Raw genomic sequence first — 16856 nt, forward strand, 5'->3', positions numbered from 1 at the left:
TTTTGGGCAATCAGTAGCATTTGGCGCAGGGTTCGTATCCTTGTTTTTTTGCATCGCTCAACAGAATTTTCTGCGGACTTGCCATATTGCTGCAAGTGGCAACTCTATGGTATTTCCTGCCTGTGGCTGACACATATACATAATCGGATGCCGGATTGACCGCAACTTCTTTCACGGTAACAGAACAAACTTTCGATGCGCCGTTCATTTTGACCGTAACTTTGGCGGTTCCGGCGGCTTTGGCAGTTACAACGCCTGAGGCATTTACTGCCGCAACAGCTGGATTGCTGGATGTCCAGGTCGCTTTTTTGCTTTTGCCGTTGCTGCTGGCTTTCAGCGTATAACTGCTTCCAACTTGGAGAGTCAGACTTGTTTTGTTTAGCTTGGTGGTGGGATTCTTCACTGTTATTTTACACTGATATTTCTTTTTGCCGATTTTTGCTGTTATCGTCGCCTTTCCTGGTTTCTTGGCGGTTACTTTGCCCTTTTTATTTACGGTTGCGATGGATTTTTTACTGGAGCTCCATTTTACCTTTGCTTTTGTTCCTTTCATCTTGAGCTGTACGGTCTTTCCTTTGACCACAGTAGCTTTGGTCTTGCTGATCTTTACCTTCGCCGCTGCATAGGATTCCAATGTGCCCATATGGGCAGGAAGTGTAAACGCACAGCCTACGAAAAGCATCAAACAAAGAGCAGCCAACCTGGTTAACCGTTTCATAATTTCCTCCTTTTCATCATTCCGGATAATTCTCCAACCCCTTACGGACACCCCCCTGATCATTATAGTAATCGTAACTGTTTGGATTTTCAAGGAAAAAAGATATAAAAGGCAAATAAGCTGGTCTCCAAATCTGGTAATTTATCCCATTTCTATTCGAAATCGAGGTTTTTGCCGCCAATGTCCATAGAAATTTGGCCTTTTGAGGCCAAATTGAGGCTGAAATGGATTGCAATCCAGCGGACATGCGCCTTGGCAGGTCAATTTTGTGCAAACTAATTCATATAGACCTGTGAATCAGAGCAAATTAGTATCTGGCCTGCAATTTTTCTATGGACAAGCATCCTATTTTTGCCCATATCGAATAGAAATCGGCAAAAAAACTGAAATTCGGGGTCTGGATTTGCCTCTGAGCTGCGGCCGCCTGAGGCTGCCTGCTAAAGCAAATTTCTGGCATCATCGTTTTTTTGGAAAAAAATTAAAATAAATTCAAGTTTTTACGCAATTTGCAACGGCTGCGCCCTCTCGATAGCAGCAAGAAGCAGCAATGCCTGCTTCTTCACAATATCAGGCCCCGCAAACCTTGAAGTTTGCGTAAAAAGCAAAACATTTCAATAAAATTTTCCCGATTTAACTCAATCCGCCGCAAAGGCGGAATTCGTGCGAGAAAGGAGCTGACCGCATTCGTCACCTATTTGAATACGGCAGCTCCTTTGCATTTCTAAATCAATTATTCTCCGTCTTTTGGCATTGGCAGCCGCCTTTTTTCCAGCGCTGCTTTAACCAGTTTGATATCTCTCCATATAATAAACAGCCATCCGATCAGCCCCACATAACCTACCGCAGGTGTTACGATGTTGACCAGCGTTTCGAAGGGCAGATAGGAGCCGAAGAAGCCTAAGACTGCGATGATGACGCATACAATGGCGAACTTCATTGTCTTTTCTTTGGTAAGTCTGGCTGCTACAGACCACATCAGCGGTACTGCCGTGGTAAAGATGGCCAGCGCAAGAACGACGGCGTAAATCACGCCCAGGATTGGCGACAAGGATTGCGCCATTGCCAGTGCCGGAACGGAAATATCGGCAATCAAATCGATCTGGGAACCCTCTGCCAGTACCAGGCATAGGCCGCCCGCAGCGAACAACACGTTCCCTAATACCACGCCTGTAACTACTTCTGTTTTGTTTTTGGCTTTCGAACCCATGGCCGACATGAAGGGCAGACACATAACAATGTTCCATAATGCGTATAAAATCCCCGCCATTACCCAGGAGCTGGAGGCTAACAGTACATCGTGGGTGGTGATGTAATGATTCCAGTTGGCAAAATCCACGCCATGTTTTGCGATTACGCCGATGGCCATCACCATGGTCACGACGATGATCGTCGGCCCTATGAATCCAATGGTGTCAATGACGCTGGCCAGCCCCAGCAGTACAACGAGTGTTACAACTACTGCAAGGATCAGAGAACCCAGCCATTCCGGCCCGCCGAACACTTGATTGAAGGTGGAGCCGAATCCGGCCATCATGGTCATCAGCGTGAGGAACATGAAGAGAGGGACAAACCAGGACAACAGCGTTCCCACATATTTACCGCATAAGTTCTTGTAACATTCCAGCCCCTGTACGTCTTTACTTTCGTTTCCCAGATTCATAACTGCTGCTGACGTCCATGCGCCAAGCAGCGCGTTGATGGTCATTACCCCGATGGCTTTGCCGATTCCGTAGTTGGTGAAATACTGCATGATTTCCTGGCCTGTAGCGAATCCCGCCCCGATCAGGAATGCGCAGAACGCACCAGCCAGTTTGATCACCATACTGATACGCACTTCGCTCTTTCCAATTTTTATCATAACAATTTCCTTTCTTCCTTATTTGGATGATAATTGGTCAGAATGTGGCGTTAAAGATTTCTTGTATAAATTAATCCAACATTGAAAAGTCAAACTCCGTATATGGCATTTCCTGGTTAATTCCAATTTCAGGATGAACGATCTGTCCGTTAACCGTACTGATGCATCTGCGAATCGCGGGATCGTCCTCGGCCGCTTTTTTCAAGCCTTTGTTGGCAATATTGAGGATGTAAGGACCGGTAATCATCAGCAGTGCTTCGGTTGCTGTCCTTGGACAAAGAGACGGCATGTTAGGCACACAGTAGTGGAGAATGCCCTCTTCTGTAAAGGTCGGATCTCCCAGGGTCGTATAATGGGAAGTTTCCACGATTTCAGCTCCTGCTATATCCATAATCAAGGAACACTTCTTCATCTTTTTTACAGTTGAGCGCTTTACCAGCGGTTCTCTCGTTCCCGGCTCCGGGGAAGGGTATATGCAGTTGATGAAAACATCACAGTCAATCAAAATCTTTTCCAGGACGTTCTCTTCGAACAAAACCACATCCGCTTCTGGAAGCGCGGCTTTCAAATAGTCGATCCGGTCCCAAGAAGCCTCGACTATAGTAGTCTGCAATCCCAGTCCCACCGCTACCTGCGCGGCATTGAACCCCGCATGGCCTCCGCCCAAAACCACGATCCTCGGTGTGGGGAGTCCGTATACTTTTCTCAAAAGAAGCCCGGTTCCGCCATTCATAGTCTGACAATATTTAACCGATTCCAGCATAGCCAGGCTGCCAGCGATGTCGCTCATGGGTTTCATGGTCGGCCTTGATCCATCGTCGAGAACGATCAGCTCCATGGACAGGCCAATGCTCTTTTGATCTACTAATGCCTGCGCCATCGGCTTATCGTAGTCTTCTGCTAAATGAAACCAGGTCATAATCATCTGATCTTCTCTGATCAGCTTGTATTCCTGCGGCTGCAGTTCTTTAACTTTGGTGATAAACTCCGCTTTTTCATAAATTTCTTCGGCGGAATCAGCCAGGTTGACGCCGACGGCCGTATAAGCTTCATCGGCAAAGCCGCTGTTTTCGCCCGCGCTTTTCTGCAGCCAGACTTCATGCCCCGCACCCACCAGTCTCTTGGCCCAATTGGGGGTCATTGCGACCCTGGTTTCATTTTCTTTTACTTCCTTTGGTGTTCCTATGATCATCCTGTTACCTCCCATATCATCATTGTTGTTGTAGATTAACAGCTGTTACCCTTTATAAGTGCAAGCAGCGTGCCATGTTAGGTCCATGATCTAAAATGTTGAAATTTCAATATTCTGTTTTTTTCATCAAATTCGGAACGTAAAAAAGCGGCGCATTCGTGCACCGCTGGGGACAAACTGCGCCGGCAGAACCTTCAATCGATCAAGGCGTTTTTTATCCCGTATTTTTTGATTTTTCTGTTCAAGGTGGATTTGTCGATTCCCAGAGCTTCCGCCAATTCCCGGCTTCCCTTATAGTAGTCCATCTGAGACATGATCAGGTTTTTTTCGTATTCTTCAACGCTGGTACGCAGATCATTGCAGAAGAAAAGGCCGCCTGACATGCCCACGTCGAAATAATCCAGCTGTTCTGCCACCTGGGGACCGGTGACTTCGTGCTCATCGGAGATGATGACCAGGCGTTTGATGATGTTTTCCAACTCGCGGACATTGCCCGGCCACTGGTATTTGTACAAAACGTCCCATCCGCTTTTGTCAATCTTTAAGTTGGAGTCAAATTCCTCGTTGTATTTTTGCAGAAAATACCTGGCAAGGGGAATGATATCCTCCTTTCGATTTCGCAGAGGCGGGATGACAATAGGCACCACATTCAAGCGGTAGTAAAGATCCAGCCTGAAGTCTCCTGCTTTGACGGCGTTTTTCAAATTGACATTGGTCGCCGCTATGATCCGCACATTGATGGGAATATAGTCCTTTCCCCCTACGCGGATGATTTCCCTGTTTTGAAGGACTCTGAGGATTTTGCCCTGGAGCGACAGCGGCATGATTCCGATTTCATCCAGAAACAACGTTCCCTCGTTGGCCAGTTCAAACAGGCCGGGCTTACCCTTTTCCGACGCTCCGGTAAAGGCTCCTTTTTCATATCCAAAGAGCTCAGATTCGAACAGAGTTTCGGGAATCGCATCGCAGTTTACTTTTATGAACGGCTTGCTGCGCCGATCGCTGGATTGATGGATGTAGTTGGCGATCACTTCTTTTCCCGTCCCCGACTCCCCCTGGATGAGAACCGTTATATCTTTTTTCGCCACTCTGTCCGCCATGGTGATTGTGTCCTCCATCTCTTTGCTGTCGAATATGATGTCTTTTAAATTTTTCTTCTCATTCTCCTTATATCGTTCCAGCTGGGTCTTATACTTTTCTACTAGTTTTTTATTTTTTCGAAGTTCCCTTTCCAAACGGTTGATGTTGGTCACATCCCGCTCAGTTACGACTACCATTTCCACTTTGCCGTTCTTCAAAAATGGGATTCCTGTAACCGTAAGCTCGTGCTCGTCGTTTTCCCCTTTTTGTATGAGACTTTCTTCCTTGCCGCTTTTAATGCATTTTAATGAAACAACTTCATTTTCTTCAAAATAGCCTTCTTTGATCAAATCTTCCACATTCCGGCCGATTAGTTGTTCCTCTTCATACTCGCATAAATCCGCGGATGCTTTGTTTAACAGCAGGATATTTCCGTCGCCGTCCGTGATAAAGATGCCGTCGCTGATGCAATTTAAAATGTCGCTGATTTCCTTGTAATTAATCCCCCGCATGGTTTCCAACTCCTTCACAAATTTTCATACATGTATCCATTACATCGAAAATGGCAGTTCGATGGGAGAACGTTTTATTAAATATAACAATGATTTATTATCATTATATTTAGATATTATATCGCATTGCGGCCGCATTGGGAGATAAAAATGGAATTCGAGGGAGTATTTTTAGGCTTCCCTGTATTTTGCGGCTGGGTTCCCGCATCCGTGCAATAAAAACGTTTTGATTGATTGGGTCAGGCCTCTTGGCGCTACCCTGCCTCTGTCTACTGCATCAATCAGCCCGCAAACGGTTGATACAAATAGTTCGGAAAAAAAGGCATCGCTGAATTCTATTTTAAAAAAACCTTCTTTTTGACCCTGAAGGTAGAACTGGTCAATGGATTCAAGGTATTTACTCCAGTTATATTCTTTTGCCATTTCCGGATAAGCAAAAAACAGTTGAATGTACTCATGATATTTTAGGTGGACGTCAATCAGTTCTTCCAGCCCCTTTTCAAAATCCGTATGTTTTTTATCTACAACGCAAATGATATCCTCAACCGCATCCGAGGACTTCTGAAAAAGCAAATGTTCCAGCGCCTTTCTCGTTCCGCAAAGTCTATGGAGCGTTGCTTTACTTATGCCCGCTGATTCGGCAATTTCTTTGATCGTACCTCTGGGGTTTGCGGCCAGTGCAGCTGCCATTTTTAATAATCGTTCATTATCAGATGTTGTCATTTTACCTAAATCCTTTCTGTCAGGGTTTAACAAAACATTCTTCATACAATATATGCTAATCGCTTGGATTAATCAAGACAGAAATATTTTTATTAATACTTTATTGTACCATATGAGACTTTATGGTATCATGCTGATAAATCATTGTTTGTGAAATATGGAGGAACATTATGCACCTATTATTTAAAACCATCACTGTAACCGGCATTGCCGTTCTTGAGCTTTGGGCCGCAATACCTGCAGGATTCGTATTCGGGCTTCCTCCTATAATAATTGCCATTGTGACGATTATAGGCGGAATTCTCTCATCACTGTTGGTTGTGACTATTGGCGGACATGTTAAAAACTATATTCAAAATAGAAGAGCCGCCAAATATCAGCAGCTAAGTACATCCGAACAAATCGAAATGCAGCAGCGTGAAAGCAAAAAGAAGCATAGGCAGCACAGTAAAATATATCAAGTTTGGGATAAATATGGAATCATTGGATTGGGCCTGCTAGCCCCCGTTTTAACCGGTGCATTAATCGGCAGCACCATAGCAGTCTCATTGGGAGTGCCTAAGCAGCGTATCATTTTATGGGTTAGTCTTGGAGTCATCATGTGGACCGTGCTGCTCGTTACGCTTGCCGCACTTGGCATTGATTTTATTTTTCGGTAAGGGGCATACCCTCTATTGCGGCTAGCGCTCAGCGGTTCAGCTTGTTTTTGTCTTGCTGTCGCTGTGCGGCAGATGGGCAACTGATGGGCTGTTGATGGCCAACGGCTGGGCAGCATTTACCCGGCCGCAAGTCAAACTATCAAAATGCGCGGGTTTTATCGGGAATTCAGACAGTTTTGCTGCTGCTTGCTTTCGATCCGAGGAGGTCGGGAGGGTAAAGTATCAAAATTACAGCTTTTTTAGATGATCCAGACATTTTTGTGCGCCAGCCTTGGCCCTACTAAATTGTGCCTTCCTCGAATCGTCTGATTTTATTCCTTCACGAAGACACCTTGAAGTTCCAATGGGCTTTGTGGCATGTTATAATCTACGCAAGACCATTGTAGCGGCGTTGCCGTAAGGTTGCGTAGTTTGAAGCATGCTCGACTGTGCTCGCATGTTATAATCTACGCAAGACCATTGTAGCGGCGTTGCCGTAAGGTTGCGTAGTTTGAAGCATGCTCGACTGTGCTCGCATGTTATAATCTACGCAAGACCATTGTAACGGCGTTGCCGTAAGGTTGCGTAGTTTGAAGCATGCTCGACTGTGCTCGCATGTTATAATCTACGCAAGACCATTGTAGCGGCGTTGCCGTAAGGTTGCGTAGTTTGAAGCATGCTCGACTGTGCTCGCATGCTATATTCTACGCAAAACCATTGTATCGGCGCTGCTGGGGGATGAATAGTAAGGAGGATGTGGATATGGGCAGCTATTATGCGGATAAATTGAATTCTCAGAGTTTATTCCAAGTGTACGCGTCGGATATTCCTCGCGTGAGGCAGTATCTTGAAGCCGAAATCGATTTTGTGAGAAAAAATCTTCGGGGAGATGAAGCGGTTTTGGAATTGGCCGCCGGGTATGGTCGGATTATGAAAGAACTGGCGCCTCACTGCAAATCGATTGTGGGAATGGATATTTCCGAGGAAAATGTGGCTTTAAACAAAGAGTATCTGAAAGATTATCCCAATGCCAGCATGGTCGTTATGGATGTTCATGCGATGGATTTTGACCAGGTTTTTGATGTTATTCTTTGCCTGCAAAACGGTTTGTCCGCCATGGGCGCCGACTCTGCTGTCATTCATAAAACGCTGTCACTGCTGGCGCCCGGCGGTTCAGCTTATTTCAGCAGTTACAGCGCCAAGTTTTGGGAGTGGCGGCTGAAATGGTTTGAAGAACAGGCAGAGAAAGGACTTCTCGGTGAAATTGATTATGACAAAACAAAAGATGGCGTAATCATTTGTAAAGATGGCTTCCGCGCAACGACCCATTCGCCGGAGGCGTTGGATGAAATTGGCAAGAATTCAGGGCTTTCCTACAAAGTTATGGAAATCGATGAATCCAGCGTATTTTTGATTATTTCCAAAGGATAGGCATGGGGCATGATGAGAAGTAATATCTTTCATGCGACCGCCCGGCGGCTTAACAATTTAACACTTTTATTTATAGTGCAAGCTTGTTTTGAGCATACAAACGGCTGCAGCGCATCTTAAAACAGTAGCTGCCTGCCTCCTGTCCCCGCAGGAGGTTTGATCTCTTTACGAATCTTTTGCGCACGATATTGCTGCAAATTAAATGTCTTTATGTCCTCTTTTTCCGGGACCTGTGCCATACTGCCAGCAGAATCCCCTGTGATGACAGCATATAAAAGCTGGGCATCCTCCTCATCGCTCGCCTCCCGATATGCCTTAAAAAAGTACGGCACCGCTCCATCCGACAGCGCTTCCATACTGGCCCGATCCATCAACTCCAAGTTTCCCGCTAGATACTGGCCCATATTATACTTCGCGATTTGACCATCTACGTTCCCATAACAAAGTCCGAAAAAACAGATCAGTGCTGCCAGAATCACAGCCCTTCCTGCCTGAAACGGACGGACTTGCCTCAGCAGAATAATCAGAAACACAATAAATAGAAAAATCATGAAGATGGAAGTATAGATTCGCAGCCGCGTAAGACCATAGCTTTGAATATAAAGAACCATCTTGCTCAGGTCGATGACGGTAAGCGCAAGGGTAAAGACAGAAAGAAGTATCACCTCAATTCTCAGAAGTTTGCCCCGGCCTTCCTGCGACAAAAGTTTTGCCGCAAAGATAACAGCCAAGTTGATCGCAGTAACTGCACATAATTCAAAGAATCCGTGTCTGGCATATTCGGCATAAGTCATATGCTCAGGCAAAATCTGTCGGAAGGCAGAGAACAGATAGCTGGTCTGTGCAAGAAAGAAAATCACATACACCAAGTTTAAGGCCGCCAGGCTGGAACAGACCGCTGCCGCAGGAGCAATGCGGATTCGCTCAAATGCCCTGTCAACCTTGGTTTTTTCCATTGCCGAAGGATGTTTTTCCACACTTCCCCGGATCAGGCCGCATAAATAGCAGGCTACCGGAATACCCAAAACGAAGTACCAAACATAGATGAGAAATTCATCGGACACCGCCTTTTTTATACTGCCCATCCAATGGTCGAAGGCTGGATCCGCTCTGACCAGCAGCATAATCACTGCGCACAAAATGGGTATCATAATCAAAATTCCCAAAAGAGCCGCCGCAGTACCCTTGCCGGCTTTTTTCTGTTTTATATGCTTTGCCAGAATCGACGGAAGACATGGCAGATTGCCCAGCCCCCTTGCAAAGCTCTGATACAGCAAATCGATCAGGCTGTACCCGGACAACCTGTTTTCGATCGTAGATCCGGTTGTCAAGGCAATCCATTGAACAAAGGCAGCCATAATAAACAGCAGATTCAACTGCTTTTCCAGATACCCATCAAAGATCAGAAACACAGCAGACGATAGAACGATGACAACAAGACCAATCAAACTTCTTTTGTTCTGCCGATACCCTTTGTGATTCAGATAAATGACCGATACGGAACAAACGATCCCTGTAAAAATAACGGTACCTGCTCCCGGTCGAAAAAGGCTGACCAACTCCCAAAACAAAAAACCAACAGCCAGCAGCGAAACGGCCAATGCCCCATCCGCCCTCGTATACTCCATATCCCAAGCGGCTTCGTACAATGTACTCTTTTTCTTCGCACTATTTTCCATCACAATACACGCCCCTCTCTTAACCATTCTCTTAATCCCTTTAAATCCGTTTGTTACTCTTTTTCGTACTCCAAAATATCCCCCGGCTGGCAGTCCAGCACCCTGCAAATCTCCTCCAATGTGGAAAAACGGATGGCCTTAGCTTTATTGTTTTTCAAAATCGAAAGGTTGGCGGGTGTGATCCCGATGGCTTTGGCCAAATCGCCGGCGGAGATCTTTCGTTTGGCCATCATCACATCTATATTGACAACAATCCCCATTTCCGCTGCTCCTTCCTAAATCGTATAATCATTCTCAGTCTTAATGATAACCGCCTGTTCAATCACGTTCTTAACAACCCGCAGAATCAGTCCAAAGAACGCCGCTACAATGCCTACTGCGATAAAGACCGGATAATAGATAACCGCACAGACAAGCAGCGCCGCCACTGCAAAGCAGCACCATGAAATGATCCGCAGATAGCGGACATTGATCTCAACGAATACTCGATCCTTTTTAATGTTTCCCAGCAGCCGGTCCAGCGAAAAAAGCGCAATCAGCGCAGGCAGACAGCAAAGATACAGGATCGCCATCAGCGGCGAAAGCTGCGTAATCTGGCTGTAGGCTGGAGACACCTCAATATAGGTCTCAAGCAGTTTCGGCAAAAAAGCCGCAAAAACAAAAACGGTTACGATCAGCAGCTTCGTACAGATGGATGATAAATGTAAAGATTTTGTTGCGTTCCACATGGTCGTTTTTCCCTTCCCTTTCTTTAACAGCTGTTACCTTATTATGCCATTACATTATTTGTTTGTCAATATATTTTTATCGAATAACAATAAAATTATGTCGATTATTAATATCCACCTATTATCAACTTCAGATAATAATTCCAACTGATCGACCAAAATGGAAATTTTTTCAAATTATCGATTGACAAATGGTTTTCCATATTATATACTATATGTAAATTAATTACATATTTTTTCTTTCCGGCGTATGGTCAAATGGCCTATTTACACGTACAAGTTCGCTGAAAAGCCCGGACAGATTTGGCGCAGAGGGTACTGCCAAGGCTGTCTTGTCCCAAAACCTGTACGACTATAATCAGTAGGCCATTTGAGCATGCGTCTGCCCAGAGGACACCGGGCAAAAAACAAGGCCGCCAGCAGCAAAGTCGTGTTCGCCTTCCATCCAACAAACAATATTAACGTACCATACGCATGCAGCAATCCTGATACATGCTCTGCAAAACTCGGCGGCCGCCACTTTCATGGTGCGGCAGTCTGTCATTTCCACAGATTGCCTCCTTTCTTCAGACAGTCGGTCCCAGCAACTAAGGCCGGCTGTCTTTTTTCTGCTTACAGAATTGTAAGAAAGAACCACCCTCCCCTCCCTTGTATATTACTGGATGCCCCAATATAATAATAGTAATTAGGAGGTGCAATATGGATCATCAAATAACCATCGATCATGCTCATACAAACAAGCTTCTTTTACTTGAGGACGACTGGAGTCTGGTGGATGGCCTCAGTTATTCGCTGAAAAAGAACGGCTTTGATGTGGATATCGCCCGAACGCTCGAGGAAGCAAAAAAATTTCTGCTGCACGGAGAATACGACCTGCTCCTGCTGGATATTACTCTGCCGGATGGCAGCGGCTTTGAAATATGTGAGTATGTCAGAGGACACGGCAATCAAGTCCCCATCATTTTCCTGACTGCCCTGGACGAAGAGGTAAATGTCATTCGCGGCCTGGACTGCGGCGGTGATGATTATATCACCAAGCCTTTTAAGCTGGGGGAGCTATGCTCGCGAATCCGAGCACTGCTGAGAAGAGCCGGAATGTCCAAAGAATCCGAAGCTTCAAGGCTTTGCCGCGGGGATATTACAATTGATCTGCTGGCGAGCCGGGCGCTGCTGCGTGGTGTACCTTTGGAATTGACCGGTGCCGAGTATAAGCTGCTTTGCCTTTTGGTAAGAAACGCAGACCGAACTGTCACTCGTGAAGTCATCTTCAATGAGCTCTGGGACGGCGCCGGCAACTTTGTCGACGACAATACCCTATCCGTCTACATCCGCCGGCTGCGGGAAAAAATCGAATCCGATCCGTCTCACCCGGACCACCTGCTGACGGTCCGCGGGTTCGGCTATCAATGGAAGGAGGTACAGATATGAGTTTCATCCACGAAACCCAATCGCGAAAATTTCTTCTCTTCCTCATTTTATTTATTATGGTGATTGCCGGCTCATCGCTGTTTACCTATCAGCAGCAAAAAACGGCCTTAAAAGACATCAAGCTTCTGCACGATTACGCGACGGCCTCGGCCCTTGTGGAGCAAAAAATTCCAGCTGATAAAGCGGCCGCCGTGCTTACAAACGCAACAATTACTGCCGCAGGCAAAAAAATAGCTGCCCAGATCGGTATTTCCGAACATACAGACCTGCGTTTTTTGCCGATCCTTCGCAGCAAACAAGCGGATTTTGCCCGAATGTTGACCCTGCAGACACTTGCTTTATCCGTCCTGCTCTTAATCGGCTCCATCTTATTTTTATGGAAGCGGGAAAAGCTTTATCTTTTGGCAATTCAAAGAATCAACCGTTTTGTTGACGGGGATTTTTCCGCCCATCTTCCCAGAGCAGGCGAAGGGACTCTATATCGGCTGTTTGCCGCAGTCGACAGTCTGTCCAGCGCACTTCAGGCGAAAAGCGAGGCAGAGCATAATGCCCGCCGTTTTTTGCGAGAAACCATTTCAGATATTTCCCATCAGCTAAAAACACCCCTGTCTGCCCTTAACATGTATAACGAAATCATTGCCGGTGAAGCGGACAATCCATCTGCCGTAGCCGAGTTTTCCAAAAAAACCAGCCAATCCCTAAGCCGTATGGAATCGCTGATCGGCGCCATGTTAAAAATCGCCCGACTGGATACTGGGAGTATTTCCTTTGAAAAAGAATGGCATTCCGCGTCGGAACTGGTGGAAAAATCCATTGAACAGCTTAGGCTTCGCGCTGAGCAGGAAGGGAAACGGCTCTCCTTCTCCGGACCTTCCCAAACCATCCTCTGCGATTTGGAATGGACCAGTGAAGCCATCACCAATATCGTAAAAAACGCTCTGGATCACACCGGTCCAGAGGGGCAGATTGACATTACCTGGGAACGCTCTCAAACCATGCTCCGCCTCTTTATAGCCGATAATGGTCCTGGAATTCGGCCGGAAGACTTCCATCACATCTTCAAGAGGTTCTACCGCAGCAAAAGCTCTTTGGATACGCCGGGGATCGGACTGGGGCTGCCGCTGGCAAAGGCTATTATCGAAGGACAGGGCGGCCTGATCTCTGTTCAAAGCGCCCCCGGAAAAGGCACCGTGTTCACCCTTTCTTTCCTTACGGATCTGTAAGTTGAGATTCATCTCTTTGTAAGGCTCATTTGGTATACTTTACAAAGAAAAAGGAGGTACTTCCCTATGGAAATTTTAAAGGTTCAAAATCTATGCAAAACCTACGGTAAAGGTGACAATCAAGTTCAAGCGCTGAAAGACGTTTCTTTTACGATTGAAAAAGGGACATTCTGCGCCATTGTGGGAGAATCCGGCTCCGGGAAAAGCACTCTGCTCAACTGCATCGGCGCCCTAGATACGCCAACTTCCGGGGCCATCTATCTGGACGGCCAGGATCTTTTCTCTATGAAAGAACAAAAACGCACCGTCTTTCGCCGACAGAATATCGGGTTTGTCTTTCAGTCTTTTCAGTTGATCACTGAGCTGACAGTGGAACAGAATCTGATTTTTCCTCTGCTGCTGGATTATCAGAAACCGGACCCGCACAAAGTTGATGAAATCCTGGAGGTTCTAGGCCTGACTGAGCGGCGCCGCCACCTGCCTGGACAGCTGTCGGGCGGCCAGCAGCAGCGCGCAGCCATTGGACGCGCTCTAATCACCAGACCTACCCTCATTCTGGCGGACGAACCAACTGGGAACCTGGATTCTAAGAGCAGTCAGGATGTGATGGACCTGCTGCTGAAAGCCTCACGGCTCTATCAGCAGACCATTCTTATGATCACCCATAACATCAATCTTACCGCATCTGTCGATCGAGTGCTGAGCGTTACCGACGGCATACTTTCAGATTTAGGCGGGGTGCGGCAATGAAAATCAAAAAGATGAAACATTACCTTGATCTGATACCCATCTCTGCAAAGGTATACAGAAAACAGAACCGTATGACTCTGATCTGTATCTCCCTGGCCGTCTTTCTGGTCACTGTTATCTTCGGTATGGCCGACATGGAAGTGCGCAGCCAGCGTCTGCAGGCCATCAAGGATTACGGCAACTGGCACATGATGCTCAAGACTGCTGACGAAGAAGAAGCGGCCATGGTAGCTGCCCGCCCCGAAGTGACCGCTTCCGCCTGGTACGGCGTCCTAAACTACAGGCTGGCCCAGGATTATCGGATTGGTCCGGGCAAAACAGCGATCTGCAGCTTTGATTCATCCTTTCTCTCAAATATCTTTTCCGGAATCAAATTTGTGGAGGGCCATTTTCCGCAGAATGACCGGCAAGCAGCTCTGACAGAAAACGCGAAGGATCGTCTGAAAATAAAAGTAGGAGATAAGATCACCCTGGACACGCCTCAAGGGGAATCCTATCAATACACCGTGTCCGGCTTTCTTGAAAACACATCTCTGCTCATGAAAGCAGACGGCATCGGTACTTTCCTCAATCCGGACGGATACCAGGCCCTGACAGCCTCCATGAAAAGTGGGGATGTCACTGATCAGGATGGGTGCTATTATATCCAGCTTTCCACCCATTGCGACATGAACCGGGTTATGAACGATATTGCATCCCAGTTTAATTGGAGCGATAAAAAAGATATTGCAAAAAACACCAAGCTCCTGGCAACCCTCGGGCAGAGCAGAGATTCCTTTATTCTTCAGCTGTACAGCGTGGCACTGGTCCTGTTCCTGCTTGTTTTGCTGGCCGGTGTTCTGATGATCGCCGGCAGCCTGAGTACCAACATCATGCAGCGCACGGAATTTTTTGGAATGCTCCGCTGCCTGGGAGCATCGAAAAAACAGATTATTCGCTTTGTTCGGCTGGAAGCGCTCCAATGGTGCAAATGGGCCCTGCCGATCGGCATTCTGTCCGGTATGGCTGTCATTTGGATTCTTTGCGCTGTGCTCCGCGATCTGAGTCCCAGCTATTTTTCTGCCATGCCCATCTTTGGTGTCAGCTGGATCAGCGTGGTTTGCGGCATTGCCGTGGGCATTCTCACCGTTCTTCTGGCAGCCCAATCGCCGGCAAAGAAAGCAGCCAAAGTCTCGCCCCTTACCGCTGTATCCGGAAACGCGTATACGCCGCAGCCCGCCAGCAAGGCTGCCAATACGAGATGGCTTAAGGTTGACACGGCTCTGGGCGTGCATCACGCTAAAGCGAGTAAAAAGAATTTTGCGCTGATGGCCGGTTCCTTTGCCCTCAGCATTATTCTTTTCCTCGCCTTTTCCGCGACCATGGATTTTATGGATCATGCGATCAAACCGCTGAAGCCCTATACGCCGGATTTATCCATCATCAGCGCCGATAATACCCGCTCTTTGAACAGCCGTTTAACGGATTGTCTGGAAGATGACGCTGCCGTGGAAAAGGTCTATGGACGTATGTTTGCCTACAAGCTCTCTGCTGAAACATCCGGAAATCCTTTAAGTGTGGATTTAATCTCTTACGAACAACATCAATTTGATTGGGCAAAAGACGTTTTAATCGAAGGTTCCCTCGGTAATGTGCAAAAGAACAAAGATGCGGTTTTAACCGTTTATGATGCTAAAAACCCATTACATCCGGGGGATACCATTACGGTTCATTCTCAAGGCAAAGAAAAGACCGTTACCGTGACCGGAGTCCTTTCAGACTCACCCTTTACCAATGAAGCAGATACAGAAATTATTATCTGTTCGGAAGCAGTTTTCCGCAGTCTCCAGGGAGATGGCGGCTACACGATCATCGATGTACAGCTTTCCGACAAGGCGACCGATCAGGATGTGAATCGCATCCGCAGCCTGACTTCCGGACCAAACAGGACCTTTTCCGACCAACGGGCATCCAATGCCGAAGTACAGGGCGGTTATCTATCCTTTGCGCTCTTTATTTATGGATTTCTGATTATCATTGCTCTGATAACTGTATTCAACATCATCAACAGCATCGCCATGAGCGTGTCAGCAAGAATCCCTCAATATGGAGCCATGCGGGCAATCGGTATGAGCAGCCGTCAGATGATAAAAATGATTTTGGCCGAATCGATCACCTATGCGGCAGCCAGTAGTATCATCGGCTGCGCAGCCGGTCTTCCCATCCACAAATTTTTGTATGAGCATTTGGTCACCTACCGCTGGGGCGATCCCTGGCAGGTTCCTGCAGGGCCGCTGGCCTTGATCCTGCTGCTGGTAATCGCTTCATCCATCGCCGCTGTCTATGGTCCTGCAAAACGGATTCACCGGCTTTCCATTGTCGATACCATCAACGCCAAGCAGCAATAAAAAAACCATGTGCGAGCAGTTATCATACCCGCTTGCACATGGTTTTCTTTCTATCATACCGCCTGACCCTTACTTGGCTGCCGCCGCCAATCTTTCATATAGCTGAGGGAAGCTCTTTTTCAGGCGCATGGGCACCAGCTCCGGATCGGTAAACCCGTGGCTGCTGCTTCCTGTCACGCGGATTTTGCCGTCTTCCTTACCGATCACTTCATACGCCAGATAAACGGAAGCACCTTTGAGTTTTTCCACCCAGGAGCGGATGATCACAACCTCATCAAAGACAGACGGGAGCTTGTAATCGCACGTGACCCCGATTACCGGCATCCAGATTCCCATCTGTTCCAGCTCCGAATAGGGATACCCCAGGGAGCGCAGCAAGTCGTTCCTGCCCATTTCGAACCAGCGGATATAGTTGGAGTGGTGCACAATGGCCATTGCGTCCGTTTCCGCATATCCCACTCGATGTTCCATTTCAAATTTTCTCATAACAAACTCCTTTTCCCTTATGT

General features: G+C 47.0%; 16 protein-coding genes. 6 read left to right on the top strand and 10 right to left on the bottom strand.

The features are described 5' to 3' along the window. Positions 1–10: 10 nt before the first annotated feature. The 5 genes from NIA71_RS07810 to NIA71_RS07830 form a co-directional block, all read right to left on the bottom strand. Positions 11–718 (bottom strand): Ig-like domain-containing protein, encoded by a 708-nt coding sequence (locus NIA71_RS07810; RefSeq protein WP_253020114.1) that lies wholly within the window; start codon positions 716–718, stop codon positions 11–13. A gap of 730 nt (positions 719–1448) precedes the next feature. Then, the gene (locus NIA71_RS07815; RefSeq protein ID WP_148397222.1) at positions 1449–2576 is read right to left on the bottom strand and encodes a hypothetical protein; all 1128 of its coding nucleotides are present in this window, start codon (positions 2574–2576) and stop codon (positions 1449–1451) included. A 70-nt stretch (positions 2577–2646) separates the two neighbouring features. Continuing rightward, positions 2647–3768, bottom strand: coding sequence for an alanine dehydrogenase (locus NIA71_RS07820; protein ID WP_253020115.1), 1122 nt, complete (start codon positions 3766–3768; stop codon positions 2647–2649). A gap of 194 nt (positions 3769–3962) precedes the next feature. After that, the gene (locus NIA71_RS07825) at positions 3963–5360 is read right to left on the bottom strand and encodes a sigma-54 interaction domain-containing protein (protein WP_253020116.1); all 1398 of its coding nucleotides are present in this window, start codon (positions 5358–5360) and stop codon (positions 3963–3965) included. 171 nt (positions 5361–5531) lie between these two features. Then, positions 5532–6083 (bottom strand): helix-turn-helix domain-containing protein, encoded by a 552-nt coding sequence (locus tag NIA71_RS07830; RefSeq protein ID WP_253020117.1) that lies wholly within the window; start codon positions 6081–6083, stop codon positions 5532–5534. Between the two features lie 170 nt (positions 6084–6253). On the opposite strand from NIA71_RS07830, the gene NIA71_RS07835 reads away from it, so the two are divergent. Further along, positions 6254–6742 (top strand): small multi-drug export protein, encoded by a 489-nt coding sequence (locus NIA71_RS07835; RefSeq protein ID WP_253020118.1) that lies wholly within the window; start codon positions 6254–6256, stop codon positions 6740–6742. A gap of 741 nt (positions 6743–7483) precedes the next feature. Next, a complete protein-coding gene (locus NIA71_RS07840; RefSeq protein ID WP_148397219.1) occupies positions 7484–8152 on the top strand; it encodes a class I SAM-dependent methyltransferase in 669 nt (222 codons plus the stop codon). 116 nt (positions 8153–8268) lie between these two features. Here the strand turns inward: NIA71_RS07840 and NIA71_RS07845 are convergent, their stop codons facing one another. From NIA71_RS07845 to NIA71_RS07860, 4 genes are all read right to left on the bottom strand, one after another. Next, positions 8269–9831 carry a DUF4153 domain-containing protein gene (locus NIA71_RS07845; RefSeq protein WP_253021289.1) on the bottom strand — a complete coding sequence of 521 codons (1563 nt, stop codon included), beginning with the start codon at positions 9829–9831 and terminating at the stop codon, positions 8269–8271. Between the two features lie 53 nt (positions 9832–9884). Further along, positions 9885–10091, bottom strand: coding sequence for a helix-turn-helix domain-containing protein (locus NIA71_RS07850; protein WP_148397217.1), 207 nt, complete (start codon positions 10089–10091; stop codon positions 9885–9887). Positions 10092–10106: 15 nt separating this feature from the next. Then, positions 10107–10559, bottom strand: coding sequence for a DUF2975 domain-containing protein (locus NIA71_RS07855; RefSeq protein ID WP_148397216.1), 453 nt, complete (start codon positions 10557–10559; stop codon positions 10107–10109). 358 nt (positions 10560–10917) lie between these two features. Beyond that, positions 10918–11109 carry a hypothetical protein gene (locus tag NIA71_RS07860; protein WP_148397215.1) on the bottom strand — a complete coding sequence of 64 codons (192 nt, stop codon included), beginning with the start codon at positions 11107–11109 and terminating at the stop codon, positions 10918–10920. Between the two features lie 149 nt (positions 11110–11258). On the opposite strand from NIA71_RS07860, the gene NIA71_RS07865 reads away from it, so the two are divergent. From NIA71_RS07865 to NIA71_RS07880, 4 genes are all read left to right on the top strand, one after another. Beyond that, complete coding sequence (locus NIA71_RS07865; RefSeq protein WP_148397214.1) at positions 11259–11987, top strand: response regulator transcription factor; 729 nt, start codon at positions 11259–11261, stop codon at positions 11985–11987. After that, on the top strand, positions 11984–13210 hold the full coding sequence (locus NIA71_RS07870; RefSeq protein ID WP_253020119.1) for a sensor histidine kinase: 1227 nt from the start codon (positions 11984–11986) through the stop codon (positions 13208–13210). The genes NIA71_RS07865 and NIA71_RS07870 overlap by 4 nt, the downstream gene beginning before the upstream one ends. Before the next feature lie 66 nt (positions 13211–13276). Then, positions 13277–13960, top strand: a complete 684-nt coding sequence (locus NIA71_RS07875; RefSeq protein WP_253020120.1) for an ABC transporter ATP-binding protein — start codon at positions 13277–13279, stop codon at positions 13958–13960. Next, positions 13957–16347 carry an ABC transporter permease gene (locus NIA71_RS07880; protein WP_332108560.1) on the top strand — a complete coding sequence of 797 codons (2391 nt, stop codon included), beginning with the start codon at positions 13957–13959 and terminating at the stop codon, positions 16345–16347. The genes NIA71_RS07875 and NIA71_RS07880 overlap by 4 nt, the downstream gene beginning before the upstream one ends. Positions 16348–16416: 69 nt before the next feature. On the opposite strand, the gene NIA71_RS07885 is transcribed toward NIA71_RS07880, so the two are convergent. Further along, positions 16417–16833: an acyl-CoA thioesterase gene (locus NIA71_RS07885; RefSeq protein WP_253020121.1), complete on the bottom strand. Its 417-nt coding sequence runs from the start codon at positions 16831–16833 to the stop codon at positions 16417–16419. Between the last annotated feature and the right edge of the window lie 23 nt (positions 16834–16856).

This window comes from Ihubacter massiliensis (assembly GCF_024125305.1).
Taxonomy (GTDB): domain Bacteria; phylum Bacillota; class Clostridia; order Peptostreptococcales; family Anaerovoracaceae; genus Hominibacterium; species Hominibacterium faecale.